Raw genomic sequence first — 24,728 nt, forward strand, 5'->3', positions numbered from 1 at the left:
ATGGTGGACACCAGTCCGCAACAGATCGGATCAGAACCTGCAGACAGAAAGGGTAGCGCGGCAGTTCACAAACACTCGCGCACGTAGCGGTCGATCTCACGCTGCGCCGTCAGCAACGCTGCGGTAAGCAGTTCATGTGAACGTGGCTGGATTTCTTCCCACAGCTTGACTGCACCCGCCTGTGGCGCCGCCAAGCCAGCACGAATGGTGTTCACGTGTTTGTCGGTCCAGATGGTTAGTTGAGGTGCCGCCCTGAGCAATGCCCGGTATGGCCTCCACGTGACCCACGCTCCATCCCAGCCATCTTCTTTTCCAAGCAGTATGAGCTGTCCGACCAACGGCACGTCGCTGACCGTGCACACATAGTCGAGAAGCGAACGCGCCTGTCCGAGGTTGACACCCGCGCGCGGGCTCGCGCCGACATCCTCCAGGATCGAGCTTCCTGATATCGGCTTGATGAGCCCACGGTCATCCCGCCGCCGCAAAAGGGCATCGAGAAACTGCGTGGCGTGTTCGCCTTGTGTCATGCCCATTTCGATTTCCTTTGCCTCAGTCGGAATCCGGACCCACATCCGGTAGTTTGCGCTTTGCGTTTTCCCGCCATTCCCACGGCGCCATCGGAGCCGGTTCAACTCACAGACCCAGCCGCTGGGTACGTGCCATCCGTTCGGCATCGGCATAGGCCACGCCGTCGGTTGGTGTCTGCTCCTTCGGGTAGGCCACGTAGATCCAGGCCATGCCGCGCTTCACCTGCACCCGGTTCATGTCTTGTCCTTGCTGCAGCACTTTGCCCACCACGCGACCGTAGCGGTCCAGCTTCTTCCAGTCCACCGTTAGCTTTCGCCGAGGCATCATGTACAGCAGCGCGGGCCCGGCGATTAAGTGCGAGAAAGCCCCGTCGGCAAAATTCTAGAAGGTTGCCCACCCGCGACGGCCTGAGCAAGGCCGGTCTGGCCTTCACTTCCCTCGCGGGTCGGGCCCAGCTCGCTCGCCACGTCCTCTCTCCTGCGTGCGGGCCGGCGCGATGCGCTTGCGTAGCTGGCAGGTTCTCTCATGGCTCGGCTCTCATACCCGGCCTACTGGAGTCGAGCTTTGCGAGCCTGCACCTGGGCCAGCGCCTCGCGCAGTTCCTCGCTCGTGCGTGGGGCGAGTCCGTTGCGCGAGCCCTTGCCACCGCGCCGGGGCACAATGACCTTCGATGACTTGAAGTGCTCCAGAAGGGCCTTGGCGGCACGCACCCGGGCTGCGGCGCTGGCTCGGGGATCGCCGGCAACGGCCTGAAGCGTGTCGAGCATCGCGCGCTCGGGCTCGCGCCGCTCGGCCTCGGGCAGGAGGGACTGGAGCGCGGGCATCACGGGCGCGGTCATGCGGGCTGCTCGTCGTCGCCCTTGTCCGGCACGCCCGCATCGTCCTGGGCCGGCACGGTGCGGCAGGGGTAGGGTCAGGCACAGGTTGCCCGCCCTGCTGCGGCACGGGCTTGCGCTCCTCGACATGGAAGGGCCATGGACGGTTCGGGGTGGTCACGCCGGCCATTGTTGCGCGGGGTGTCGGTGGCGTCCACCTGAAGTGGCGCGGCCACGAAATTCCCCAAAGGCGCCCGCCTTCCCCTGTACCCCGACCGGCAGCATTTGGCGCAAGGACTTCTGGCGGCCGAAGCCCGGCAGCACGCGACCGTGGAAGCCTTACACGCGCGGTGATCTGGACAAGGTTGCCAAGGCGGGCGGCAACTTCGGGTTGGCGCTGGGCTCGACCTCCGGGCGCGGGCCGACTGCGGATGCATTGAACATGGCGGCCATCGACTTCGACACCAAAGAACCGGCCACCGCCCTGCTGTTGACCCACGCAAGGCGATTCACCCTGGCACGGTACGGACGGGAGGCCGCCCGGCGCTTCGGCCGGGTCGGGCGCGCGATGCTGCTGATGCGTACCAGTGAGCCCATGCGCAAGACTGCCATCGAGTTCGAGGGCGGGCAGAAGATCGAGCTTCTCGGGGAAGGCCACCAGATTGTGACCGACGGCACGCACCCGAGCGGCGCACCTTATCGACTCGTGCCGCCGCTGAACAAGATGCGTCCGGCCGACCTGCTTGAAGTGACGGTAGCGGAAATGCGGGAGCTGATGGTCGAACTGCGCGAGGTAGCTGAGCTGGCGGGCCTGGTTGTGGTCAGCGACGCCAAGACCCGGGCCGTTGGCGGGTCGCACGCGCCACCCGACCCCGCCGAGCTTGGTTGGCGACCTGACCGAAGTGAATAAGCTGCTGCCGCACATTACGGGCCTTGATGGCCGGGCGAAGTGGGTGGACTTCATGCATGCGCTCAACCCGTCCGACTATCATGAGCGTTCACCGCGCCGCACTGTCCCCCACGAGAATTCAAAATGACTCGCACTCTCGGCACTGACGCGCCCGATCCTTGCGAATTCAGCTTCGTGTGCTCGAAGACCTGGGCCGAACTGCGCCCGACCTTTGCGCCGGACGTACGCTATTGCGACAACTGCAAGCGCGACGTGTTCAAGATCACGACCCGCGCCCAGCTCGATGAAGCCCGTGCTCTGGGTCGCTGCGTGGCTTGGGCGCGGCTGGCTTCCTCACGCGCACGCGGGGGCCCGTCCATGCTGGTGGGCGACCCGGTAATGCCGCCGTGGCCACCGAAGTCATGACCATGGGTGGCGTGCCCCGCATCGACCTCGACCGGCTGCTGATGCCGCCGATGAACGAGGGGTTGTTCGAGCAGTCATGGTGGAACGAGTGCAGTGCGTACTGGAAGCGCCGCCGCGAGGGTGATGACCGGACCGCGAAATGCGCCATGCTGGCCGAGGGCCTGGAGCGCATGGAGCAGCGACGGGAAAAGGACCGGCGCTTTCAGGAGAAGTACGACGAATGGCGCTGGTTTGTCAGCACCGAGGAGCTGGAACTGCTGGTCGAGCAGTCCACCGACGAGGCCGGCTGCCTGCTGCGGCACGAGTTGCGCATGATGCGCACCTACACGGCCCCGGGCGAGTGGCACTTCGCCATGCGCGTGCTGCTGGAGGAGGCGCCCAAGCATGTGCTCGCGCACCTGCTGCTGTGGACGGCGGTCGAGGTCCGCATTGCCCGGGCGCGCATCACTGGCAGCGCGCATTGGCGGCCTCACGAAGCCGATCCTCCGGAGCCGGAGCCCGCATTCCGCGCCTCGAAGTTCAAACCTCGGTCATATGGGCGGTGAATCTCGAATGGGCGGTGAACCTCGCGGCCCGCGGGGTTGCTGGCGAGTCGCCGGATAGCACTCAGAGCTTTGGTCCAGGACAACCCGCACATGCACACTTACAGTGGTGACCCCACCTATTCCCCGTGGTTTCCGGCGACCCTCCGGCCCGAGCGACGGGGCACGTATGAGGTGCTGCTGGCGGTAGGCAGCCAGCGTTGCTTCGCGCATTGGGATGGCTCGGCCTGGTCGGCCAATTGGGATGACCACGGTGCTATAGGAAGCCACGCCGAGGATCTCGCGACCGTCACTCACTGGCGCGGCTTGACCGAGCGCGCGGCACAGCGTGGCCGCATCAGGGTCAGTGTTGGGCGATTGAGGGGGCACATTGGCCCATGAGATTCGTCGGAGGGACCGTAGGTCTGCAACGTCACCTACCACATGCCATCGACCCACACCGCCTTGCATCGGGCATCATCGAAGCAGAATGACGGTCTCCTCGCATCCGACTGTCACGTGATCGATAGCCAGCAACCCCAACCCCAGCCCCTCAACCTGGCCGAGCTTTTCTCCGATGGCGAGTTAATCCGACGCGCCACCGCGCCAGTACTCGACGCATGTGCCCGCGGCCTCGGCCGCGACGAAGTCATTGCGATTTCTCGTGCAACACGGCCGGGCATCCGCGCCAGTTTCGCGGAGGAGCGAGCCGCCGCGCTACCTGAGTTGGTCCAGTGGGCTGGCCTGTGTGACGATGAGTTGGCGTGCCTCGCCCGGTGGCTGCGCAAGCTCGACACGATGCCACCCGACATCGAGACGGCAGGAGCGTAAGTTGAGCGAGCTGGACGATGACGCCCACCTTGCCAAATTGCTGGAAGCCAGCGAGGCTCTGGACGAAGACATGGACAACCTGCTGCGCAAGTGCCAGCCACGGTCGAAGCGGGGCGTCATCACCTTGGCGTTATGTGGCACCGCCTTCGAGCATGCCCTAAGTCAGCGCTTGCTGATCGAGGCTGGATTGACCGGCACGGCCTTGGCTCTGTGCAGACTGCACTTCGAGGCCGTGGTGCGGGCCGCTTGGACCGCGCAGTGCGCAGACGACGAGTGGCTCGACAAGTTCACCACGCCCATTGAAGGGCCTAGGCATCGGGAACCCGCAGAGCAGTTGCCCATCGCAACGATGCTCAACCACATCGGCCAGCAGATTCCACTCCTTGCCGTCGAACTATCGCGGCTATTGTCTACGATCAAGGCAATGCATTCGTTTGTGCACAGCGGATCGCAGGCAGTCGCTCATGCCCTGATGCCGTCATACCCCAGCGATAAATTGATGGCCGTGGTCTGGAATCGAAACCTGATGCTGTTGTACGTGGCAAATGCCGCGGTCATTGCAGTCCAAGACCCCGCCTTGGTGCCACGCATGCGCCTACTGCGGGAAAAGCATGGTTCATGCATGCCACCGACCTCACAAAGCTAACTGCATGCATTGCACGCCGGCTGCGCGGCGGAAAGCCTCCTGACGCAGAAACCAAGACTATCCATGCCACTCGCAAGCCTCCTAGCAATCCACGAACGTGAAAGTCTGTACTCGGGTGCCAATGCCGCGATCTGGCACTCGCATCGCCTCGCTGGGGAGCTCGCCAAAAAAAGAGCCCGTGAAGAGGACTACGTTGCGACATTGGTGACGGACGGAGTTGGAATTTTGGCGCATCGATGGGCCCCGATGCTGCGATCAAAAGGCATCTATCTGAAATTGTCAGGAGTGTTCTGTCATGGACATCCTCAAGTGTCGTTCGGAACGCCTCCAAGCCGAGTCGAGCTCGCCGATCTGCTCGTGGTCCACCAACACACCAAGGCAAGTCGAAAGTCTGCACGTGCCATCCTGCTGCAAGCAAAGATGTCAACTAACGGGACCCATAGCCTGTCGTCCTCGGACGCACAACTTCAGTTATTCAGGGGATGGCCACCATTTGAATTTGTGTCTGGAGGGCTCGCGCCGGGGATGCGACTCCTCAAGGAAAAAGGTCGAGGTTCACGCTACGCTCTTGTGCATGACGGCGTTGCGTATCCCGAAGACATTCCGTGGGCCGATCAATGTCCATGGGCGGTAAGCCGAGCAGATCAAAAGCTAACTGCCGACCGTTCGCTAGCTCGCCTTCTCGGTGACATTCTTCTGAATAGGGACGGGCGGCCGTTTCAGCTAGGTGTGCCCAATGATGACTGGTCGAGGACGATTCACGAGTTGCTGAAGACTACTGGGCAACGAACCTACAAGCGGGCAAACATTGGGCGTGGGGAGGTGCCGCGAATCACCGAAGCATTTTCCTCAGCGCCGGGGCTGATGCTGACTTTCTCTCAAGACTATCCATTCGCCCAGCGGTCCGTTAGTTCGCGCACATCGGTTCTTGAACGCTACTTTGGTGGTGTGGCGAAAGTGCAGAGGGGCGGCGAGATCCCCACCTATCCTTCAGGTGAGCAGAGCGATGGACCCGACGGAGGCATTTCTAGCCTCATCATTGAAACGGCGGAGGGCTTCGAGTAGGCAGGTCAATAAGTCGCCGACCAATACGGTCAGGCGGTTCGAGTTTGCCTTTTAGCCATGGGCGGCGGTGGGTGAGATGCGAGCCGTCGCAGCAACTCACTCGCCGGCTCATCGGCAGGGTCCTGCGGCACGAGCTCGCCGCGGAAGGCTTTGGCCAGCAGCGCAGGCGTCAGGCGGTCGGTGGCCGCTTGGGCTTGAACAACGCGAGCTTCAAGGCGATCAGCGAATGCATATATGGCCTCCACCTTCGAGACTATGTTGGCCTGTTCTTCGGGATCGGGTAGCCGCGATGTGCTTCGTCAACAATGATGCAGTCATATTCATCGACGGGTGGCGGAGCGTCGCTCCCAAAGATTCGCTTGACCATCGCCTGCACGGTCGCCACCTGAACGCGGGTTTCGGCCTCGGCAGCCATGTCGCCCAACTCCGCGACGTTGAATATCTTGGACAACGGCTGGTTCTGCTCCAGGGGGGCCTCGTTGAATGCATCCTGAGCTTGATTTCCCAAGGCAGTCCGGTCTACGAGAAACAAGATGCGGTGAAATCGTTCAGCTTTCAGCAGCCGGTACATCAAGCCGATGATCGTCCGGGTCTTGCCAGTGCCTGTTGCCATGGCAACAAGGCAGTTTGTCTGGCCGTTTCCGATTGCGCTTTCGACCGCCGCAATCGCCTCGTTCTGATAATCACGCAAGCGCAGGTACGCGAATCCCTCATCCTTCAGCCGCTGCTGCGCTGCCTCCCGACTTCGGGTAAGGAGGTTGATGAGCCCATGCGGCGAATGAAATCCCGGAAGCGATCTTGATGTATTCGATGGTTCCCGAACATCTCGGTGCCACGTACCGCTGAGTTCGGCCAATTGCTTGACCTGCGCGTGACCATTGCTGGAATAGACGAAGGGCAGCTCGAAGTGGCCACCTTGGCCGTCCGACCAAGGGTCCGCTCGACCTGCAACCCTCCAAGCGGGCTCGTGATCTGTTCCTTGCACGAACCCACGTGCATAGCGTTCCGCCTGTGGAATTTTCCCGGAGACATTGACGTTCTGACGTTGGCTTCGACGGCCGCGACGGGCGTCAATCCTGCGAACAGCACGTAGTCAGCGGCCTGGCGCCCCTTGATGGGCCATTCCGCGATGGCCTTGTTCTTTCCGCGTTCAGGCTGCACGCCCCGCGAGTAGGTAAGCTGAATCGTGTCAGCCTCCCATCCTGCCTCCATCAATTGCAGATCGATAATCTGGCGGGTGGTCGCTTCGTCGATCTGGACCTTCTTGGCAGCCTCTGCCGCGCGATTGGCGAACTTGCTGACGGACTCTTCACCGGCGCGAACGCGATCTTTTTCGAGCTGAGCGTCAAACTCGGCCTGAAGCTGCACAACACGTGGCTGGCCTCTTCTGCAAGCTGCTGATAGATGGCGTTTTTCTTCGTGGGCTCGCTGGGCCATGGCGCGCTCATGCGCAGCATGCTCTTCCAGTAGTTCCGCCGCCCTAGCTTGAGCCGCCTGTACGGTCTGCGCGTCCTGAAGTTGCGCATCAAGATGCTGTATCTGCTGCTGTAGTTCGCTCAATCGGCGGCTCGGATCGTCCGGCATGACGAAGGGGCCGGCCTTGAAGTCTGGGTTCTTGCCGAAGCTGCGATGAAACCAGACCGATATCTCGCGAGCAACCTTGATCGCATCCAAACCTTCTCGGAAGCCAATCCGATGTTCGACTTCATGTGCGGCCAGGTTGCCAGTGCGTCGCAGCAGGTGGAACAATTGCCGGACTTGCGCATCCATCCCGAGCCGCATATCGACTGCCCGCAGCAACTCGGCCTGGGTTGGCTGTGAAAGGGTCACGCCGATCCGTGCTGCAATATCTTGCGTGATCGCCTCCGCGAGCAACCTCAGCTTCACGACGCAGCTCGCAGGCTCGAAGGGGAACAGCCTTTCTGCGCTGGCGCCCAGTTCTGCTAGCAGTTGCGAGTGTTCGGACAGGAAAGCGAAATTGCTCGACGATGCCATCGTTGCCATGCGGGAGGTAAGAACGCCCGGACGATACATGAATCGTCCACGGGCTCCATCAACAAGTTTCACGGAATGACGTTGTCGCCATTGCGTCGCCTGCCTTTAAAGGTCCGGCGATTCACCGAGCGAGCAGGGCTGCTACACAACCTGAGGCCCGCAGGGGCTTTCGTGAACTAGTGCACGGAGCACTTCGCTCAAGTATTGCCGTTTGCGACCCAAAGGGTCGGTAAAATTCATTCCGTGGTGCAGCGATAACGCAGCGCCCTCACCCCTACAAGGACGTACACCGATGAATCCATTCGCAGCCTCCAAGCCGCCGTGACGGTTTCCAGCGACGACCACGCGAAGCCGATGCGAATCACGCCGCCGGTCACTGACTATCGCGCGCCGACACCGAAAGACCTCCAAGATCTCAAGGAGCAGTTCGGGCTCACGGCCTATGAAATGGCGCGCCTGTTCGCAGTGCAGCCGGAGCAGTGGCGCAAGCACACAGGCGGGCAAGCACCGCGCGAAATCAGCGTGACGCGAGCGTTCTTCATGGCGGCATTCCAGGTGCTCAGCGATGACGAGATCGAGCGCGTTGTGGCGTACATGGCGAGCTTCGGCGCGCGCTGGAACATGGACGCCGAGCCACCGCCGCGGCCTGAGCCGCGCTACCGCCAGCGCAACGAAGCCTCCTGAGGCTTGAGCCCCAAACAAGGGGCACCAGTCCCGTTCACGGGGCATCACGACAGGCGTCGACGCATGCACTGCATCTGAGTGCATGCGTGGGTGATGTCACCCTCTTTATAGGAAAACAAAATGTCCGAGGTCCATCGCAATCTCACAGCCGCATTGCTTCTTCACTGCAGTCAGTCCGACAAGATGACGCTCGCCGTCGAATGCCGCAAAGCGTCGCAGGAGTTCTGAACATGAAGCGCCTCAGGATGATCACCTTTGCCAGCACCATCGCTGCTTCGGCAGTGGGCGCTTCGGCGCAGACTGGCCCGGACGCGACCTTCAGCCTCAAGGGCTACGCCCTTGGCGCGGACATGGCGAGCTGCCCGGCTGGTTTCACCACACGCAAGAGCGGCGCCAAGACGCTGTGCGGCAGCCCCAGCCAGACGCTCGCCGGCCAGCCAGTAGAAGTCTTTCTCATCAACCTGTACCGGGGCAAGGTCATAGGGGTTGCTGCTGCCGGCGTGGAGAACCCAAGGGACGTTACCCAGGCGCTGGTATCGAAGTTCGGTGAGCCGACGACATCGAATCCGGAGGCCAACGAGTACGCGTGGACCAGGGGCGGCCATGCGTTGGTCGTGAAGCCGTACAGCTCGACGACTGCCATCGTAGCGGTGAAGGACTTCGCGGCCTACGACGCTGTCAAGGCTGAAGACGCCAAGGATCTGTGATGACGCAAGCCATAAAGCAAGCAATCCTGACTGCGGCTCGCAGCGCCGGGCGCAAACTACTCGTTCAAAAGAACAGGACTAAATTTGCCGTGACCGCTGCTCTGATGACATGCATGGCTGCGCAGGCCGATGTGACTTACGTCAAGCACCTGACATCCGTTGCAGACATAGTGTCCACCCCCAGCTTGCTGAACAACACGCCCGGCTCGCTGTACCTGACCGACGAGCAGGCTGGCACATGCGCTCTATCCAGAGGATACGTGGCGTATGTGCGCGGCGCCACAGGCCGAACCATATTCGGCTGCTGGACGAACTACAACGGGATGGTGCAGTGGTGGGACCAGCACGGCGCATCGGCCATGCTTTACCCCACCGACTTCACCAAGGTCGAGCTGCACAAATGACGACAACGATCTGGGTATTCATATGGTTCATGCACGGCCTGGGCGCGCCGCCCGATCTCGTCCACGCCAAAGCCAGCTCGACTGCCAGGAAATGCTCTCCGCGACGCTCGCAAGCAATCCGGGCGAACTGGTGCAGTGCTCGGCGATGGACTTATTCACAACCGAGCCTCTCATCAAGCCTTCGCTAAGGAAAACGTAGAGGAAAGGGCTCGCCTCGCGTCATTTCCATCTAAGTCAATTATGAATCTCATCGTCACTGCGGCGCTGGTCGCCGCTTCCATCAGCGCCAACTCGGGCATATCCAGCGCGGCACACAACCCCGAACTTGTCTTCATGAGCAAGCAGGCCGTTGCAGCCATCTCATGGGCAAAGGGCAAGGAGGCCCAATATTTCCAGGACGGGAACTATGGCAAGGAGGCCCAACGCCTGCGGGCCTTTGTGCATCTGCCCGATGGCTACAGCGTAGACCTCTGCTGGATGCTCAACGAGGAGACTCGACGTACTCTCGTCTGGTCCCAGCGAAGCGGGCCTTTGTAAGGTTGCGAGGCTGAAATGAAGCGCCGCATCAGTTGGCGTCGGCTGGCGCTGGTCCTTTCCCTGCTGTCCATGCTCGTAGGGCCCATATGGGTCCGCAGCAACCAGATGGACGAAGCCCAAAGCATCTACACGGATATGAGCGCCGCCTGCTACCGCGAATGGGCAGGCCACAAAGAAAATCGCCCCAACTGCTCTGAAGTGGCGTCGGGGTGGCGCAGGGAATTCATGAAGGACGGTGACATCCGCTACCGCAACGACCTGCTGTTCATGGCTGTCGTTCCAGTAGTGCTGTTCTGGTTGTGCTTCCTAATTCTTTGGGGTCTGTACCGTGCTGTCTCGGTCAGGAAATCATGAAGCGCCTCCTCATCGCGGCGCTGGCCGTCGCATCTCTCGGCTCCCATGCTGGCCTGACCGACCCGCATGTCTCCAACACCCTGCGCCTGTACGGCGAGTGCGCGTGGTATCGCGCAAGGTCGGGGGGCACCTACGCGGAAAGGCAAAAGGACGGCCCTGCTCTCGACCGCGCCGCCTTGGCGCTGGCCCGAGAGTTCTGGGGGTACTTCTACGATGTGGGGTCGGCTGACATCAAGCGCGGCATGAGCCGCGACTTCTTCATCGGCATGTACTTCGGTCGGGACACTGCGGAGGGGGAGGCCGACGCCGAGCGGCGTTTCGTGGGGCGGGTCGGCGGTGTTGCCAAAATTGATGAGCAAGCCACGCAGGCCGCGCGCTACCTGTACACCGAGCGCAACTGCAACCTGCTCGCGAGGTCGCCATGACGGCGGCTCAGGGGTGAACTGAAGCGGGATTGCCGATGACTCCCGTCTATGACGTCTTCACCCTTGGCCTCTTCATCTCCGTCATCATGTACTGGGCTTGCGCTTCCTCCTGGCAACCGACATACCCCCGGAGATCCAATACTGACCTGAGGAATAGATCCCACCACTCGGGTACCAACCTTTAACAAATGGGGGCTCCGGCGGAACAAGAAACTCCTGCAACGAACTGGAGTCAGCAAAGCGATCAAAACCATTTCGTGCAAGTGCGGCCTCCGCCTCAGCGAAATCCTTGAAGGGCAGCCGGTCGAACACGCGAGACAGATCGTCAACGAAGTAGACGGTGCACTGCTTTGAATCTGTGTCGTCGTCGATGAGTGCCCAGTTCTGCTGAAGCATTTCAACAACCTTGACCCAGAAGTCTCGGCTGCGAATTTCTACGGAATTCTGATTGCGATACATCACGTCCTTTATTGAGTTGGGAACGCAAAATTGACTTGGACTTGCCGGGTGCGTTTGAAACGCACGTCACTCTGCTGAAAGACTGCCGGTTGCGAAGTTGACCTGGGCATTCGGCGAAGCTCGCCACCTGCTCGCCGGCCGCGCTTTGATCGCGTAAACGCAACCACCTTTATCAAACTGACCGGCCGGTCGGCCCCTTGCCCGTCAAGCGTGGCACGCGCGGTCGGCACGGCGATGTCGAGATCGCCATAGCGCAAGCGGCCGTGCTTGAGTCCGGCCAAGCACCGAGGCGCGACCGACCGTGAGGCCGCAGCACCGCATTTTGACGGCGCCACATGGCGTCTCTCGCGACGACATCCATACATCCATAATGCCCCGCGTCATCGTCCAGCCTCGGCAGCATAGCGGCGGGTCGCGCCAAGCGCGCAGGCGACAGCATTTACCCATTGATACAAGTCTTTCGGCCATCACGGCTTCCCATACTTCGCGGTGATGCTTGCTGCGAGCCTGGCAATCGACGCGGACTTTTTGTCGATGATTTCTGCAAGTGCATGCTCAGTGATCTCAAACGCCGCAAGCAGATCATCAGCGTTGACGTAGTCAGTGTGGCTGCCGACATTGCCCAACCACTTTAGTGCCATAAGGTGTGCACCGTTCGCCGGGTCATTCTTGGAAAAGGCATCGATTCGCTGGTCGAGCGGCAGGTAGCCGCCCTTCTTGCTTTTCGCGGGTATCCCGAGATGATCAAGAAGTCTTTCAACCGCCACCCGAATTCGACCCGCCGCAGCGGGACGATCCACCCAATAGAGTGAGAAGGCAAATGTCAAAGCCTCTGCGACGCTATCTGGGCACTGTTTAGGAAGTGTGATCAACCGCAGCGTTGGATGACAGTAGCGCAACTCGAAAGCATCCTCGTAGTCTGCGCCGCCTTGCTCGTCCGGAACTATCTCCACTGTTCCCGTGCCGGCCAAGCTAAACGCCTCCGAGCAGAGTGCATTGCTGCACATGCCCCAAGCGACGAATGAATGCACCACGTTCTCTGGCCCCCACCAATCCTCGGCGCTCTCTGCAATTGACGCCTTCGTGGGCGCATGCTTGAAGGACCCGGGCTCGACTGCAACCACTCCCGCGCTGCAACTTGGGCAAGGCCAAGGCGGGCACTTCTGATCCCAGATCGATCTCTTCCAGATTTCTTTGTTCATGCAGCAAGCCTAACCGAGTGACATGCCGCCTCGACTGTTCAAAATCGACCGATTTCGTACATCCTCACTGCATATGTCCAAAAAATAGCTCGACTCACTTATGGACATGTGTCAATATACGGACTACGTTTTCGGACATGTACTGGAGTTTTTTTCATCATGACTCGCGTCTTCGCGTACTGCCGCGTCAGCACCTCTGATCAGACCACCAACAATCAAGTGCAAGAGATCGCTGCGGCCGGCTTCACTGTCACCCCGCAACGCACGATCACCGAAACCGTCTCAGGTTCGGTTGCTGCTTCGGAGCGGGCAGGCTTCGGCAAGCTCTTGGACAAGTTGGAGGCTGGCGATGTTCTCGTCGTCACCAAACTGGACCGGCTTGGGCGCAACGCGATGGACGTACGGGCAACGGTGGAGGCACTGACGGGACTCGGTGTCCGTGTTCACTGCCTGGCGCTTGGAGGCGTGGATCTCACAAGCCCGGCGGGCAAGATGACGATGGGCGTCATCGCTGCCGTCGCGGAATTCGAGCGAGACCTGTTGATTGAACGGACGCAATCCGGCTTGGCGCGCGCAAAGGCGGACGGAAAAACTCTTGGACGGCCGTCGGCCCTTAAGGCATCCGAAGTTGCCGACGTGGTGCGTCGCCTGGATGCGGGTGAGGCGATTGCGGCGATCGCCCGGGGGCACAAGACAAGCCGGCAGACGATTATGCGGGTGCGAGACGCTCAGCAGGACGGGGCACTCCGATAGCCTCGACTCTGGCGGCTCAGCAGAGCCCGCTAATCGCCGTCGCTCGCAGGCACCAATGTGCCATCCAGAGGGCCGCCGACTATCATTTCGCCCGATCTACCGGGCATGAGGGTGCCTGCAGCGGGCATTGGACCGCGCGGAGCCCAATGGCATCATTCCTTTTCGACGAAAAACGACAGGACAATCAGTCGATGAAAATCGTGTCGTACAACCTGAGAAACCGTGGCAACACTCGGGCTGACAATCATTGGGTTCAGCTACTTCGCCAGTTTGAGCCGGACATTGTTTGCGCTCAAGAGTCACTGCATCCCGGTCAGTACTTTCCAGAGGATGAGTTTTCGACATTCAAGAGCTGCGTGCATGCCCTGGTCCCGCAGCACCGGAAATGGGGGAGCGCAATATTCTCGAGAAAGCATGTCCTCGAACCAGTCGAACTACCAGAACTGAACGGCTGGGTCGTTGCGGCAAAGGCCCATGGCGTGATTGTCGGAGGGCGAACTCAGGCCGTATTCGTAGTCAGCATTCATGCGCCTTCGCCAGGTCCGTATCTGCCAGTTGTCAGCGCGGTCCTTGACCAAGTTGCAAGAGTTTGGGATGGCACGCCCCTCGTCATCTGCGGCGACTTCAACGTGACCACCGCGTTGCGGCATCCTTCTGAGGCACCCATGACGAACTCCCTGGGCGAACGGCAGCTCCTTACGCGATTGCGCAGGGAGTTTGGCGTGGTCAACGCATGGCAGACTATGAGCCCGAATGAAAATCTGCCGCAGACACTGCGTTGGACGCGCAACCCTGCGACGGCCTACCACTGCGACGGGATTTTCATCAGCCACCATTTCTTGCCGCACCTTGTGAGCGCCAGCATTGAATCCGCTGGCGAATGGGCAACCATGAGCGACCACAATCCAATCGTCGTGTCGCTCGAAGAAGGAGAATGAGTCCTTGGCAAATTCGGATTCCACGCGCTTGGCAGTTTTGATCGATGCAGATAATGCGTCCTCTTCGGTTGTCCAGGAACTCCTTGAGGAAGTTGCAAAGTACGGCACGGCTACGGTAAAGCGTGCGTACGGAGATTGGACAACCACCAACCTGACTGGTTGGAAGGCGCATCTGCATCGTCATGCGATCCAGCCGATTCAACAATTCGCGTACACGCAGGGCAAAAACTCTACCGACTCGGCCTTCATCATCGATGCGATGGACCTGCTGTACGCCGGCAATGTGGACGGTTTCTGCATTGTTTCGAGCGACAGCGACTTCACACGCCTGGCGACTCGCATGCGCGAGGCTGGGAAGGTGGTCTACGGGCTTGGGGAGCGCAAGACACCGGAGCCGTTCATCGCCGCCTGCGACAAATTCGTCTTCTTTGAGGTGCTGAAAAAATCTCCCGAGTCGGCTGTTACTCAACCCGTACTCGATGTTCCGGATCTCAAGGGGCTGTTGCTGCACGCGATCCGCGAAACGCTTCGTGAGAACGGTTGGACCCGCCTCGCAACTGTTGGTTCTTACCTCGGCAAGAACCACACCTCGTTTGACGCGCGCAACTATGGATTCAAGCGACTCAGCGAGCTTGTCAGGAAGCAACCCTACCTCGAAGTGGCGGACGTGCCCGATGCAACTGGGTTCGTGCACGTTGAAGTACGCCCAAAGTGACAGCAGCGCGGCTGTAAAGAGCGGAATGGGAAGATTCATGAATCGATGGAACATCCCGAGCCCACTTGAGCAAGAGGTGCTGGCACGAGATACGGCGTGCGTCTATTGCCAAATCGACCTTTCGATTCCCGCATTAGCCACGACCCACCGGCAGTGTGGTTCCGCTACTCGCCGGACCGCCAGGGCAAGCACCCGCTCGAACACCTCAAGCGCTACCACGGCATCCTGCAGGCTGACGCATACTCGGGCTATGAGGGCGTGTGCTGCTTTGCCGCCATGTCGCGGCGCGCCCTGTCGCGGTGCCCCGGGGGGGTAGCCCGTTCGGAGGAGCCACGGTAGGCTGTCTTGCATGCATCAGTTTGGAAACAATTGTCTTAATATTTCCCGCCTTCGGAGCCAATCCCAGGTTAGCCGTGAGAACGGCAATCGCCTTCCAAAAACCCTGGTTCAGGACATTGCATGAATTACAACCTTGCGCTCTCGGTATGGAAGCACGGCCGTTCAACCCCGGATGCATTGGCGATCGCTTCCGAAGGACAGACGATCACATATGGCGAAGCTGCCAGTCAAGCCGCGCGACTGGCGGCATGCTTGCGGCAAAGTCCGCTCTGGCAGCGGCCCGATGGGGCTCGTCCACGTGTCGGCATCCTTGCTTCCCGCAGCGCCATCGCTTGTCTTGGCGTGCTGGGCGCTGCGTGGGCTGGCGCAACCTATGTGCCGATTGGCCCGAAGATTCCGACGGAGCGCTTGCTGACCCTGCTGTCGCTGTGCGACCTGTCGGCGATCATCGCTGATGACCAGGGCGTGAAGCTGCTCAGCGCGGAGGTGCTGCAGGCATGTCCACCGCTCGTGATATGCCCGCGCGCCAGTGAACTCCCCGCGGACGGAGGAACGTGGCAGACGCGCGTCGACCTGAAAGCCTTACCGCCTGCGGATTCCAGCGAGCCAGTTGCAGTCGGCGCCCGCGACACGGCGTACATCATTTTCACGTCGGGCACGACCGGGACGCCCAAGGGCGTCATGGTGTCGGCCGGCTCGATATGCATCTATGTCGAAGAGGTGGGGAAATTGCTCGACCTGAACCCATCGGATCGTGCGATCGAGACCTGCGAACTGACTTTCGACTTTGCGGGGCACAACATGCATCCCACGTGGCACGCGGGTGCTTCCCTGCATGTGATGCCGGCATTGCGCGCCATGAACGCAGTGAGATTCGTCCGCGACAACGCCTTGACCGTGTGGAGCTCGGTGCCGTCCCTCGCCGGCATGTTGCGTCAGGTCAAGGCACTGGTTCCCCACGCGATGCCGAGCTTGCGGATCACCACTTTCGGTGGTGAGCAGTTGCCGGACGGCGTGGTCACGGCATGGCAAAGGGCCGCTCCCAACAGTTCCATCGTCAATCTCTACGGCCCCACCGAAGCCACCATTTTTTGCCTGGCCCAGGACATCGGCGATCCCCATCCGCTGACGCCGGGCCGCAACATCATGTCGATCGGAATTCCGATGGTCGGCAGCGAGGCGGCAGTGCTGGACGAACATGGAAAAGAAGTGCCGGACGGTACGCACGGCGAACTCGCCCTGGCAGGCGTGCAGCTCGCCGACGGCTACCTTAATGCGCCGGAACTCACCGCCAAAAAGTTTCCGATGATCGACGGCAAACGCTGGTACTTGACCGGCGACCTTGCCATGCGGGATTCGACGGGAGCATTCCACTGCCTCGGTCGCATCGACAACCAGGTCAAGATCCTGGGCCATCGCATCGAGCTCGAAGAGGTCGACGCGCATTTGCGCAATGTGACGAATGCCGACGTGGTTGGAACCGTGGCCTGGCCGTTGAATGACGGCAATGCCCAGGGCCTCGTGGCTTTCGTCGGGGCGAGTGACCTCGACGATGTGCAAGTGCGCGCGGAACTGAAGACGAGGCTTCCTGCCTACATGGTTCCGAGCCGGATCGTGGCCCTGGAAGACATGCCATTCAATCAGAGCGGCAAGGTCGACCGGAATGCCCTGCGGCAATTGCTCGCGCAAGAGGTTGCCTGATGCCTATGTCGGCGGTACAGGCAGCAGTTGGGCGCGAGGGGAAAAGCCGTGGCTCCGTTCTTGCCGACCTTCGCAACCTCTGGGCCATCGACGAACGGGAGAGCAGCGTTCGCTTCGCGCAGTCGCCACTCGGCAAACTGGTGCTGGTGGCCCTGTTCGCCGCCATTGCCAAGGGAATTTCGGCGGGGTTCATGGTCGTCTTGGCCGCTGCGGCTTGCGCCTACCTGCCTCGCTATCGCAGTTGGGTCGTGGTGGTGGCTTCGCTTGGCATCCTTGTTCGTCATCCGTACTACGGCCTGGAGGAAATCGGCACCATCCTGGCGCAGGAAGGTCTTTCGGATGCCATGGCCCCTCGGCTTGCCATTGGGGCGCTGGTACTGTTTTTCGGCTGTGCATGGGGTGCTTTCGCCCTTGCACGCCGGCACAGGGATTTGCTGTTTGTTCGACGCCCCGTCGTGGCCTTGCTGTTGCTCGAGACTGCCATCTGCATGCTGGCCTGCTCGCCGCTGGTGCACGGTGCGGCGCGGGCCGCCCTGTGGGCCATCTTGAGCGTGCTCACGGCCTACACATGGTTCCTGGCCTATGGCCTGGCGGACCAACGCTCGCGCTCGCGGGGCCCGCTCTCTTTCCAGATGGGCATTCTTCATCCCTTGTGGGGATCGACCACGGCGCCCTTTGGCAAGGGCGCGGCCTTTCTGCGAAAGCACGAAGCTAAAACTCCCGAGGAATTGGCCATCACGCAAATCAAGGGGTTGAAGCTGATGGGCTGGGCGGCCGTGCTGTGGATGCTCGAGAACGCATTGTCCTGGGTCTGCGAACGTCAGTTGCACATCCCGTTGACCGAGTCGGCGGTGAGCGCTTTCCTTCGAGGCGATCCGTATCAGATCGCCGTGAGTTGGGGCAGTCTGATCTGGGCAACGTTGCACGGCGCGATCGCTCTCGCCGTCTTCGGGCATCAGATCGTCGCGATCGCGCGGCTTGCAGGATATCGGTTGCCGCGCAACACCTGGCGGCCGTTGGAGTCGCGCACGCTGGCGGAGTTCTGGAACCGCTATTACTACTATTTCAAGGAACTCCTGGTCGAGCTCTTCTTCCTTCCAACCTTTCTCAAGGTCTTTCGCAATCATCCGCGGCTGCGCGTCTTCGTGGCAACCTTCATGGCGGCCGGGGTTGGTAACGCGATCTTCCATTTCATCAGGGACATCAAGTTTGTTGTCTCCATGGGCCTGCAGGGCGCCCTGGAGAGCTTCACGAGCTACCTGTTCTATTGCTCGATACTGGCCTTCGCGATTGGAATTTCCCAGGCCCGCATGAATGCAGGCAGGAAGTTGTCTACGAGCTTCGTTGGAAAGCTCTGGTCGGCGCTTTGCGTGTGGTCTGTCGTGGTCTGCATTCACATCTTTGGCGACGAGTCGCGCAGCGTCGCATTGGTTGACCGTCTCCGCTTCATGTTCAGTCTCTTCGGAATCAACGTATGAAATCCAACGACAAAACCAGACTGCGCGAATTCATTCTGCAAAGCCTTGCAGGGCTGGGCGACAAAGGCGCCGTTTCGGATGATGACTCGCTGTTCGCGAGCGGCCGGCTCGACTCGCTCTCGATGACCAAGTTGGTTATGTACCTCGAAGACGCATGCGGCATCGATTTTGGTGACGTCGACTTCGACGCGGACCTGCTCGATTCGATCAACCTGATCGAGCAGTTCGTCGACGCGGAACAGTCAAGGGCCGTGCGTTAAAGCTGCGGCAGTCGCAGTTCGCCACTCGCCGCAGAGCCGGCCGCGCAAATCTGAACACGCCGCAAAGTGGATAGGCTGCTCCCATGGGCGAGGACAGAGCCCGGATGACAGGAGCAGACGACATGAGTAAAAGACCCCGCCGCAATCACTCAGCGGCATTCAAGGCCAAGGTGGCGATCGATGCGCTGGCCGACGGCAAGACGATCGCCGAAGTGGCGCTCAAACACGACGTCCACTCCAATCAGGTGCCTGAGGGGGTTGACCATGAGTACATGGCTCAACCGGGGGCGCCTTCGGCGGCCTGGCAGCGGCCTTAAGATTGAAAGAATAAACCCGCAGCCAATCCACTTATCTCAGGTCGCCGCGTGTTCAAACGAGCGGGGCCGGCTCTGAGTTCACTGCCTGGCACTCGGCGGTGTAGACCTCACCAGCCCCCGCGGGCAAGATGACGATGGGCGTCATAGCGGCTGTCGCAGAGTTTGAGCGAGATTTGTTGATTGAACGAACTCAATCGGGTTTGGCGCGAGCAAAGGCGGAGGGCAAAACGCTCGGACGGCCGTCGGCCCTTGATGCGTCCGAAGTTGCCGATGTGGCGCGACGCCTCGGGGCGGGTGAAGCGATTGCGGCGATCGCCCGGGCGCACAAGACGAGCCGGCAAACGATCATGCGGGTGCGCGACGCTCAGGTGGTTCGGGCATAGTTCGCTGGCATTCGGTCGTGCCGAAGCAAACAGGTGCGAGCGGGCACCTGGACCTGCAATCGGCCACGAGCCGTCAGTCAGTTCGCGCCCACCGACGACCGCAAAGCGCCCATCAGCGGCCGCTCGCGTGCGCCGCGATATTGCTCCCCAAAACGTCTTCGCGAATCCGGTTGTCGAGCGGATTTTGGCAGACCACGAAGGGGGTCTGGTCCGGTGGCTGGAGGTCAGGGAGCAGGCGTACACTTTTCGGTCCAGAAGAACGCGAGGCGGAGCGATCAAGATGATGGATCGACGCAAGCTGATCGGCGCGATGGCTGCGTTCAGCGCGACGCTTGCCGCTCGAGCGCAAGTGCCGGGCCGCATCTATCGCATCGGCTACCTCGGCAACACGAGCCCCCAATACGACACGCCGGCTGAAACGCGCATCATGAACGGACTCGTGGTTCGGCTGCGCGAGCTTGGTTTTTCGGAGGGTGAGAACACGGTCATCGAACGGCGCTTTGCCGATGGCAGGAACGAACGCTACGTCGATTTCGCTGCCGAAATGGTGAAGCTCAATGTCGATACCGTTGTCGCCGGCAATGTGGCGGGCGTGCGGGCGGTCCTGTCGGCGAGTCGCACCATGCCCATCGTCACGACAACCGGCGATCCGGTTCAAGCGGGTTTTGCCGCGAGTCTCGCGCATCCCGGCGGTCAAGTGACTGGAATGGCCAATCTGGGCACCGAACTCATTCCCAAGCAGCTCGAACTGCTCAAGGCGGCGGTGCCCACGGCCAGGCAAATTGCCATTGCTCGCTGCCCGGATTGCCTTCTGAAGGCCGGCGTGAGTGCGGCGGAAGTCGATGCCCTGACTGTCGAGTTTGAAGAAGGCGCGCGATCATTGGGATTGAAATTGCGGCATCTCAATGTCAATGCCAAGGACGACTTCGACGCGGTCGCCGCCGGATTGCGGCGGGAACCGCCTGATGCCCTGCTGATCGGGCCGACCCAGATCAACCAGGTCTTGCGCGATGAGTGGGTGGCCTTGGCCGGCGAAATGCGCTTGCCGACGCTTGCGCTGTATCCTGGGTTCGGGGCGATGTTGTCTTACGGTGCCGACTTCGTCGCCATCTACCGCAGGGCTGCCGAATTTGTCGCAAGAATTCTCAATGGAGCGAGGCCGGGAGACCTGCCCATTGAACAACCGACGAAGCTCGAGTTTGTCGTCAATCTCAAGGTCGCGAAGTCCATTGGCGTCACGGTTCCGCCCGCGCTCCTCTTGCGCGCTGACGACGTGATCAGATGAGAGGGTCTGACGTCGCAATGCCAGACCGAATTCAGTGTAAGGAGACCCAATCGAGGGCGCTTTGCGTTCTGGTTGAGAGAAAGTCGAGTGACTGATCAGTGTGCGAAGCAGCCCCGCGCGGTGACAGCTTGAATGACTGCAACGGGCCCAAACTTGCCGGTCGCGCGATCCCGCGAATCTGCACACCATGTTGGTCCAAGCTACTTTGAGGGCCACCACGGTCACCCAGCCGGCCGTTGACGCGGGCCGCGCTGTGGGCCCTGCAGCGGGCATTAGAGCGGCCGGAAGCGCCCGCGGTGCAGGACACATCGCTCAGGACCACCCTATACGAACCGTCGTACGGGGGGCAGCGATCGGCCAGGCTTGGCATCAGGCAGCGTCGGTCAACGTAGGTGGCCTGGATCCGGTTTTCCTCGCTGACTAAGGCAGTTGCTCCAGGATCTCCCATAGGTTTGGGCTCTCGTCGGGCGACTGTCTCAGGATTCCCGGTCTGTCCCAGTCGATCCGGTTGAACAGACTCTCCGCCGAGTCGCTGCTCGCTATTTGCATCCCCCAATGGCGGGGCTCCGACTCCTGTGATATTGCCATCAGGTTCGGGGCGTGCTCCGTTGACATTTCCATTGCCTGACGCGCCTTCGCCGGCCCCACTCCGTCCAGAAGGCGCTGTACCTTTTGGCCCCACATTTCCCGGTAGATTTCCAGATCCTCCGGCTTGTGGTCCCCTCGCACCGACAGGGCTTCTTGTTGCCCCGGTGTCAGGTCGCCCTGCGGCATCCATTGCATCTCGATACTGGTCATAGACTTGGTCCCATGTTTCGGCGCGCAAGATCTTACGCGGCGCCGGGTCAAAATGCGGGCAGATTGCAGCCGCTCCGTGATGTTGATGACACGCACCGGCTATCGGCGCTTCGGCCTCGAGGTCTTCCATAGCGGGCATACCGGCCCCCATCAGCCGATCGAGCGCAAGGCGCTCGTCCGGCGTCCTGAATGGCAGGAAATCCGCGAGCTACGCAGGGCTGTACATGTCAGGCAGCATCATCCACCGTCTGGGGCTCAGCCAGTTGCGCCGCGGCCTGACGCGCCCGCAGCCCGGCAAAGATCGTCGCGATGCGACTGGCGCGCTCGGCGTCGGTCAGCACCTTGCCGGTGCTCTGCTCGGCGGCCTCGGTCTTGTCGTTGATGCCGTAGGCGACTCGCTCGGCGTTAACCAGCGTCACGATCTGGTCGACCAACTTCTTGCTGATGTCGGCGCGCTCGCCAAGCGCGAACGCTCGGTCGATTGCGGCCTTTTGCTTGTCGCGGCGTTTCTTCTGGTCATCCTTGGTTTCGTCGGCGGGCGCGTTGACGGCCTCGGTCAGCACCTCGATCAACCCAAGTCCTTCCGGGCTCGATAGACATTCCAAGTCGCCGAACAGGACTTGAACCAAGTTGTTCGCGCGGTCGATGAAACCGCGATGCTTGATCCGAACGTGGGCAATCAGGCTTGCGTTTGCCGCAACAAGTTGCCGCTCGGTTTCCGTGGAAACCAGACTGGGAACCGACGCTTTGGAAACCAGCAGATCGGCCTTGGCGTGGATCTTCGCATTTAGGTCGCGAGTCCATTCGTCACGCTTGGCGCGCTTTCGAATGGCTGGGTGCGAGACTCCGTTTTCCTCTGCGATGAGGCGGAGTGGTTTGATGCCGGCACGGTAGTCGGCCTCTATCTGTTCCCAGTTCGGGGATGGTTTGCTGTCGGGGGTATTGCTCATGGGGAGTGATGGTGGTCGATGTGCGTGGGAACCGGAAACGCCAATGGGGTGAAAGGGTTTGGGAACCGGGTCAGCGCGGGCACCAGCGGCAGATTCGGCGGTGTCGGTCATCGTGTCCGTGCCCGACTTGGGGGGCAGGACTCGGCTGGAAACGGCAGGAGTGGACAAATCGAGGGATCCATGGCTCCCATCCGGCCAGCGGGACGTGCATGGTGCCGCCCTGGTCGGCGGCCCTTGCACCGTCCACCCGATCAAGACGGACCGCGACTTGGCCGGATGGTCTGCGCTCATGGATGCTCTGCGCCGGCGCTCAGTCTGGCTCGATGGCTTCCCAATCGACCTTGGGGCGCGCTCGGGACTTGGATGATGCTGGGCTATGACCACGTCTGGCCATGATTCGCCCGCATGAGTGATTGTCTCGGGCGAGAGAAAGCCAGCTTGCGGCGGTCGAGGGGGGGCGCACGCGCCCGGGATGGGTTCGCCGCGGCGAAAGCCTGCGGCGCTGTCTTGGGCGTCGTGGACGCGGCGCTGGCGCCAGTAGCCGGCGATCTCGGGCCGAGCTTGGCGAGTTTTGTAGCAATTGCTCCTTTTTTGATAGGAGTTTGCTTGGTCATTTGCTACGTCGGAGGATCCGCGGGTTGACGTGGACACGGCTGTGACAGGTCGTGAAATCACCTGCCCTGTTCGTAGACGGGGTCGGCGTGAGGCAGGCGGACTTCCTCGCGTGCTCCCACTTGAAGCGCCTCCGTTCGGTTCCAAGAAATAACGGGTATCAAGATCAAACCGGGGGTACAAACGGGGGTACAAAATCACCCCGATGACCTGTAGATCCAACATTCATGCGGGCTACGGGCGATCTTTCAAGCGGTTTCGCCCCGACCAATGAAAGTTCAATGCCGGTACGGGTTTGCAGCCTGTACCGGCATTTTGCTTTGATGGCCGGATGTCTACGTTTTCCGCGGGTGTCTGCGTTTTCACGCGCGGGCGCGGAGTGCGCGCGGAGGGAAGTTGTGATACTTTGCAGCGCCCGTATCGGCCACAAGCGGAAGTACGCGGTCATCGCCACTTCAGGCGGCCTGGTCAAAGGAGAATCTGATGACAAAGACGCAGGTGCTGGTGATTGGGTTGGAACCGAACCTGGTCGACTTCAGCACGATGCCAGACATGAACGCCGAAAAGGTTCGGGCTGGGCTGGAAGCGGACCAAGCAAAGCTTGCCGCTCTGGGGTACGAGGCAGAACTCTGCCTGACTGACCTAGGGGACACGGCTGCGGACGCGGTTGCTCGGAAGCTTGCTGAAAAGCCGTTCAATTGCGTGGTCATCGGTGCCGGTATCCGGACCATCCCCGCTTACTTTCTTCTCTTCGAACAGCTGCTCAACGTGGTTCACCGGGCTGCCCCGGGAGCCCGAATTTGCTTCAACACCAAGCCGAGCGACACGGCGGAAGCCGTCCAGCGTTGGGCATAGCGCTGCGTTTCGCCGGCAGCAGTCGGCCATGAGCCGACCTTCGCGGCTGTGGCACGATGAATGCAGGAAGCGGCCGCTCCCCGTGGCGCGACACACCGATGACCCCGAACCAGCACAATCGCCGAATGAGTTGAGGCTTAGAGCGATGACACCACCTGCAATCACAGTCCGCGCAGCGTATGAAGGCGATGCTCTCGCGGCGGCGGCCTGCGTCAACGCTGCTTTCGAGCCCTATGTGGAGCGAATCGGCAAGCCGCCCGCACCGATGCTCTCTGACTATGCAGCACTCGCCGCCGAAGGGAAGGTCTGGGTCGCCGAGCTGGGCGGACAGGTGGTTGGTGTTCTGGTTCAGTACGAGACCGCAGACGGCTTCTACATCGATACGGTCGCAGCGTACCCGCAGACGCACGGTACCGGGGTGGGCCGTGCATTGTTGGAGTTTGCCGAAGGCGAGGCTTGTGGACGAGGTTTCGAGTCCATCTACCTCTGCACGAACTCCAAGATGACTGAGAACCAAGTGCTTTATCCCAAGATTGGTTACGTCGAGTACGACCGCCGAGCCCAGAGCGGCTACGAGCGTGTGTTCTATAGAAAGCGACTTTAACCATGGGGGGCGAGCAACAAGGCCTCACATGGGAAGGACTGCAGGGAGCCCATTTAAGTCAATCGCCCGCGACGTGGTTCGCCAGTTGACGAGCAAGCCGGCCAAGCCAAGCAAGATCCCAAAGAGCACGCCGAACTCGGATGACACAGGCCAGCCGAGGTAGCGGCCGGCGCCGTGGTTTGGGTGGGCATCGTGGTCCCTGATGGACCGCGAGCCCCGGTGTGTGCTCTGCGTTTATGGGGTTCGACCCAC

31 protein-coding genes and 2 pseudogenes are annotated in these 24,728 nt (G+C 61.0%); 24 read left to right on the plus strand and 9 right to left on the minus strand.

Annotated features, from left to right (window positions below; translation table 11 throughout):
* Positions 1-65: 65 nt before the first annotated feature.
* The 3 genes from WKW80_RS05715 to WKW80_RS05725 form a co-directional block, all read right to left on the minus strand.
* Positions 66-533: a hypothetical protein gene (locus tag WKW80_RS05715; RefSeq protein ID WP_340362576.1), complete on the minus strand. Its 468-nt coding sequence runs from the start codon at positions 531-533 to the stop codon at positions 66-68.
* A gap of 100 nt (positions 534-633) precedes the next feature.
* The gene (locus tag WKW80_RS05720) at positions 634-855 is read right to left on the minus strand and encodes a thermonuclease family protein (RefSeq protein ID WP_340362577.1); all 222 of its coding nucleotides are present in this window, start codon (positions 853-855) and stop codon (positions 634-636) included.
* Between the two features lie 221 nt (positions 856-1,076).
* Positions 1,077-1,367 carry a hypothetical protein gene (locus WKW80_RS05725; protein ID WP_340362578.1) on the minus strand — a complete coding sequence of 97 codons (291 nt, stop codon included), beginning with the start codon at positions 1,365-1,367 and terminating at the stop codon, positions 1,077-1,079.
* A gap of 418 nt (positions 1,368-1,785) precedes the next feature.
* Here WKW80_RS05725 and WKW80_RS05730 point away from each other — a divergent pair, with 418 nt between their 5' ends.
* From WKW80_RS05730 to WKW80_RS05755, 6 genes are all read left to right on the plus strand, one after another.
* Complete coding sequence (locus WKW80_RS05730; RefSeq protein ID WP_340362579.1) at positions 1,786-2,253, plus strand: bifunctional DNA primase/polymerase; 468 nt, start codon at positions 1,786-1,788, stop codon at positions 2,251-2,253.
* Positions 2,254-2,376: 123 nt separating this feature from the next.
* A complete protein-coding gene (locus tag WKW80_RS05735) occupies positions 2,377-2,658 on the plus strand; it encodes a hypothetical protein (RefSeq protein ID WP_340362580.1) in 282 nt (93 codons plus the stop codon).
* 11 nt (positions 2,659-2,669) lie between these two features.
* A complete protein-coding gene (locus WKW80_RS05740) occupies positions 2,670-3,203 on the plus strand; it encodes a hypothetical protein (RefSeq protein ID WP_340362581.1) in 534 nt (177 codons plus the stop codon).
* A gap of 420 nt (positions 3,204-3,623) precedes the next feature.
* Complete coding sequence (locus WKW80_RS05745) at positions 3,624-4,010, plus strand: hypothetical protein (protein ID WP_340362582.1); 387 nt, start codon at positions 3,624-3,626, stop codon at positions 4,008-4,010.
* Position 4,011: 1 nt separating this feature from the next.
* A complete protein-coding gene (locus tag WKW80_RS05750) occupies positions 4,012-4,656 on the plus strand; it encodes a DUF6988 family protein (RefSeq protein WP_340362583.1) in 645 nt (214 codons plus the stop codon).
* A gap of 63 nt (positions 4,657-4,719) precedes the next feature.
* Positions 4,720-5,721 carry a hypothetical protein gene (locus WKW80_RS05755; RefSeq protein ID WP_340362584.1) on the plus strand — a complete coding sequence of 334 codons (1,002 nt, stop codon included), beginning with the start codon at positions 4,720-4,722 and terminating at the stop codon, positions 5,719-5,721.
* A gap of 253 nt (positions 5,722-5,974) precedes the next feature.
* Here WKW80_RS05755 and WKW80_RS05760 read toward each other — a convergent pair whose 3' ends face one another.
* A complete protein-coding gene (locus tag WKW80_RS05760) occupies positions 5,975-6,412 on the minus strand; it encodes a DEAD/DEAH box helicase family protein (RefSeq protein ID WP_340362585.1) in 438 nt (145 codons plus the stop codon).
* A 26-nt stretch (positions 6,413-6,438) separates the two neighbouring features.
* Positions 6,439-7,725, minus strand: a complete 1,287-nt coding sequence (locus WKW80_RS05765) for a DUF4145 domain-containing protein (RefSeq protein ID WP_340362586.1) — start codon at positions 7,723-7,725, stop codon at positions 6,439-6,441.
* Positions 7,726-8,037: 312 nt separating this feature from the next.
* On the opposite strand from WKW80_RS05765, the gene WKW80_RS05770 reads away from it, so the two are divergent.
* The 6 genes from WKW80_RS05770 to WKW80_RS05795 all read left to right on the plus strand — a co-directional run bounded on the left by WKW80_RS05770 (position 8,038) and on the right by WKW80_RS05795 (position 10,827).
* Positions 8,038-8,400, plus strand: coding sequence for an XRE family transcriptional regulator (locus WKW80_RS05770; protein ID WP_340362587.1), 363 nt, complete (start codon positions 8,038-8,040; stop codon positions 8,398-8,400).
* A 230-nt stretch (positions 8,401-8,630) separates the two neighbouring features.
* Positions 8,631-9,107, plus strand: coding sequence for a hypothetical protein (locus WKW80_RS05775; RefSeq protein ID WP_340362588.1), 477 nt, complete (start codon positions 8,631-8,633; stop codon positions 9,105-9,107).
* Positions 9,107-9,511: a hypothetical protein gene (locus tag WKW80_RS05780; protein WP_340362589.1), complete on the plus strand. Its 405-nt coding sequence runs from the start codon at positions 9,107-9,109 to the stop codon at positions 9,509-9,511. The genes WKW80_RS05775 and WKW80_RS05780 overlap by 1 nt, the downstream gene beginning before the upstream one ends.
* A 240-nt stretch (positions 9,512-9,751) precedes the next feature.
* Positions 9,752-10,048, plus strand: a complete 297-nt coding sequence (locus WKW80_RS05785; RefSeq protein WP_340362590.1) for a hypothetical protein — start codon at positions 9,752-9,754, stop codon at positions 10,046-10,048.
* 15 nt (positions 10,049-10,063) lie between these two features.
* A complete protein-coding gene (locus WKW80_RS05790) occupies positions 10,064-10,402 on the plus strand; it encodes a hypothetical protein (protein ID WP_340362591.1) in 339 nt (112 codons plus the stop codon).
* Complete coding sequence (locus WKW80_RS05795) at positions 10,399-10,827, plus strand: hypothetical protein (protein WP_340362592.1); 429 nt, start codon at positions 10,399-10,401, stop codon at positions 10,825-10,827. The genes WKW80_RS05790 and WKW80_RS05795 overlap by 4 nt, the downstream gene beginning before the upstream one ends.
* An 84-nt stretch (positions 10,828-10,911) precedes the next feature.
* Here the strand turns inward: WKW80_RS05795 and WKW80_RS05800 are convergent, their stop codons facing one another.
* Both WKW80_RS05800 and WKW80_RS05805 read right to left on the minus strand, forming a co-directional pair.
* Entirely contained in the window at positions 10,912-11,286 is a 375-nt protein-coding gene (locus tag WKW80_RS05800) for a hypothetical protein (protein WP_340362593.1), read from the minus strand.
* 467 nt (positions 11,287-11,753) lie between these two features.
* Positions 11,754-12,488 carry a DUF4145 domain-containing protein gene (locus WKW80_RS05805; RefSeq protein ID WP_340362594.1) on the minus strand — a complete coding sequence of 245 codons (735 nt, stop codon included), beginning with the start codon at positions 12,486-12,488 and terminating at the stop codon, positions 11,754-11,756.
* A 159-nt stretch (positions 12,489-12,647) separates the two neighbouring features.
* Between WKW80_RS05805 and WKW80_RS05810 the strand changes: the two genes are divergently transcribed.
* The 10 genes and pseudogenes from WKW80_RS05810 to WKW80_RS05855 all read left to right on the plus strand — a co-directional run bounded on the left by WKW80_RS05810 (position 12,648) and on the right by WKW80_RS05855 (position 20,657).
* Complete coding sequence (locus WKW80_RS05810; RefSeq protein WP_340362595.1) at positions 12,648-13,241, plus strand: recombinase family protein; 594 nt, start codon at positions 12,648-12,650, stop codon at positions 13,239-13,241.
* Between the two features lie 146 nt (positions 13,242-13,387).
* Complete coding sequence (locus WKW80_RS05815; protein WP_340362596.1) at positions 13,388-14,179, plus strand: endonuclease/exonuclease/phosphatase family protein; 792 nt, start codon at positions 13,388-13,390, stop codon at positions 14,177-14,179.
* A 4-nt stretch (positions 14,180-14,183) separates the two neighbouring features.
* A complete protein-coding gene (locus tag WKW80_RS05820) occupies positions 14,184-14,894 on the plus strand; it encodes an NYN domain-containing protein (RefSeq protein ID WP_340362597.1) in 711 nt (236 codons plus the stop codon).
* Positions 14,895-15,029: 135 nt separating this feature from the next.
* A pseudogene (locus WKW80_RS05825) lies at positions 15,030-15,149 on the plus strand (IS66 family transposase); the annotation flags it as partial.
* Positions 15,150-15,353: 204 nt separating this feature from the next.
* A complete protein-coding gene (locus tag WKW80_RS05830) occupies positions 15,354-16,934 on the plus strand; it encodes an AMP-binding protein (protein ID WP_340362598.1) in 1,581 nt (526 codons plus the stop codon).
* 5 nt (positions 16,935-16,939) lie between these two features.
* The gene (locus tag WKW80_RS05835; protein WP_340362599.1) at positions 16,940-18,412 is read left to right on the plus strand and encodes a hypothetical protein; all 1,473 of its coding nucleotides are present in this window, start codon (positions 16,940-16,942) and stop codon (positions 18,410-18,412) included.
* Positions 18,409-18,672: a phosphopantetheine-binding protein gene (locus WKW80_RS05840; protein ID WP_340362600.1), complete on the plus strand. Its 264-nt coding sequence runs from the start codon at positions 18,409-18,411 to the stop codon at positions 18,670-18,672. Before WKW80_RS05835 ends, WKW80_RS05840 begins: the two co-directional genes overlap by 4 nt.
* A 122-nt stretch (positions 18,673-18,794) precedes the next feature.
* A complete protein-coding gene (locus WKW80_RS05845) occupies positions 18,795-18,989 on the plus strand; it encodes a transposase (protein ID WP_340362601.1) in 195 nt (64 codons plus the stop codon).
* A 76-nt stretch (positions 18,990-19,065) separates the two neighbouring features.
* Positions 19,066-19,372: pseudogene (locus WKW80_RS05850) on the plus strand (recombinase family protein); the annotation flags it as partial.
* 280 nt (positions 19,373-19,652) lie between these two features.
* Entirely contained in the window at positions 19,653-20,657 is a 1,005-nt protein-coding gene (locus WKW80_RS05855; protein WP_340362602.1) for an ABC transporter substrate-binding protein, read from the plus strand.
* A gap of 420 nt (positions 20,658-21,077) precedes the next feature.
* Here the strand turns inward: WKW80_RS05855 and WKW80_RS05860 are convergent, their stop codons facing one another.
* Both WKW80_RS05860 and WKW80_RS05865 read right to left on the minus strand, forming a co-directional pair.
* Complete coding sequence (locus tag WKW80_RS05860) at positions 21,078-21,455, minus strand: hypothetical protein (protein WP_340362603.1); 378 nt, start codon at positions 21,453-21,455, stop codon at positions 21,078-21,080.
* Between the two features lie 227 nt (positions 21,456-21,682).
* Complete coding sequence (locus WKW80_RS05865; RefSeq protein ID WP_340362604.1) at positions 21,683-22,405, minus strand: hypothetical protein; 723 nt, start codon at positions 22,403-22,405, stop codon at positions 21,683-21,685.
* 1,095 nt (positions 22,406-23,500) lie between these two features.
* Here WKW80_RS05865 and WKW80_RS05870 point away from each other — a divergent pair.
* Together WKW80_RS05870 and WKW80_RS05875 are read left to right on the plus strand one after the other, a co-directional pair.
* On the plus strand, positions 23,501-23,872 hold the full coding sequence (locus WKW80_RS05870) for a hypothetical protein (RefSeq protein WP_340362605.1): 372 nt from the start codon (positions 23,501-23,503) through the stop codon (positions 23,870-23,872).
* Between the two features lie 145 nt (positions 23,873-24,017).
* Complete coding sequence (locus WKW80_RS05875; RefSeq protein ID WP_340362606.1) at positions 24,018-24,476, plus strand: GNAT family N-acetyltransferase; 459 nt, start codon at positions 24,018-24,020, stop codon at positions 24,474-24,476.
* Positions 24,477-24,728: the final 252 nt, after the last annotated feature.

This window comes from Variovorax humicola (genome assembly GCF_037889915.1).
GTDB lineage: Bacteria > Pseudomonadota > Gammaproteobacteria > Burkholderiales > Burkholderiaceae_C > Variovorax > Variovorax humicola.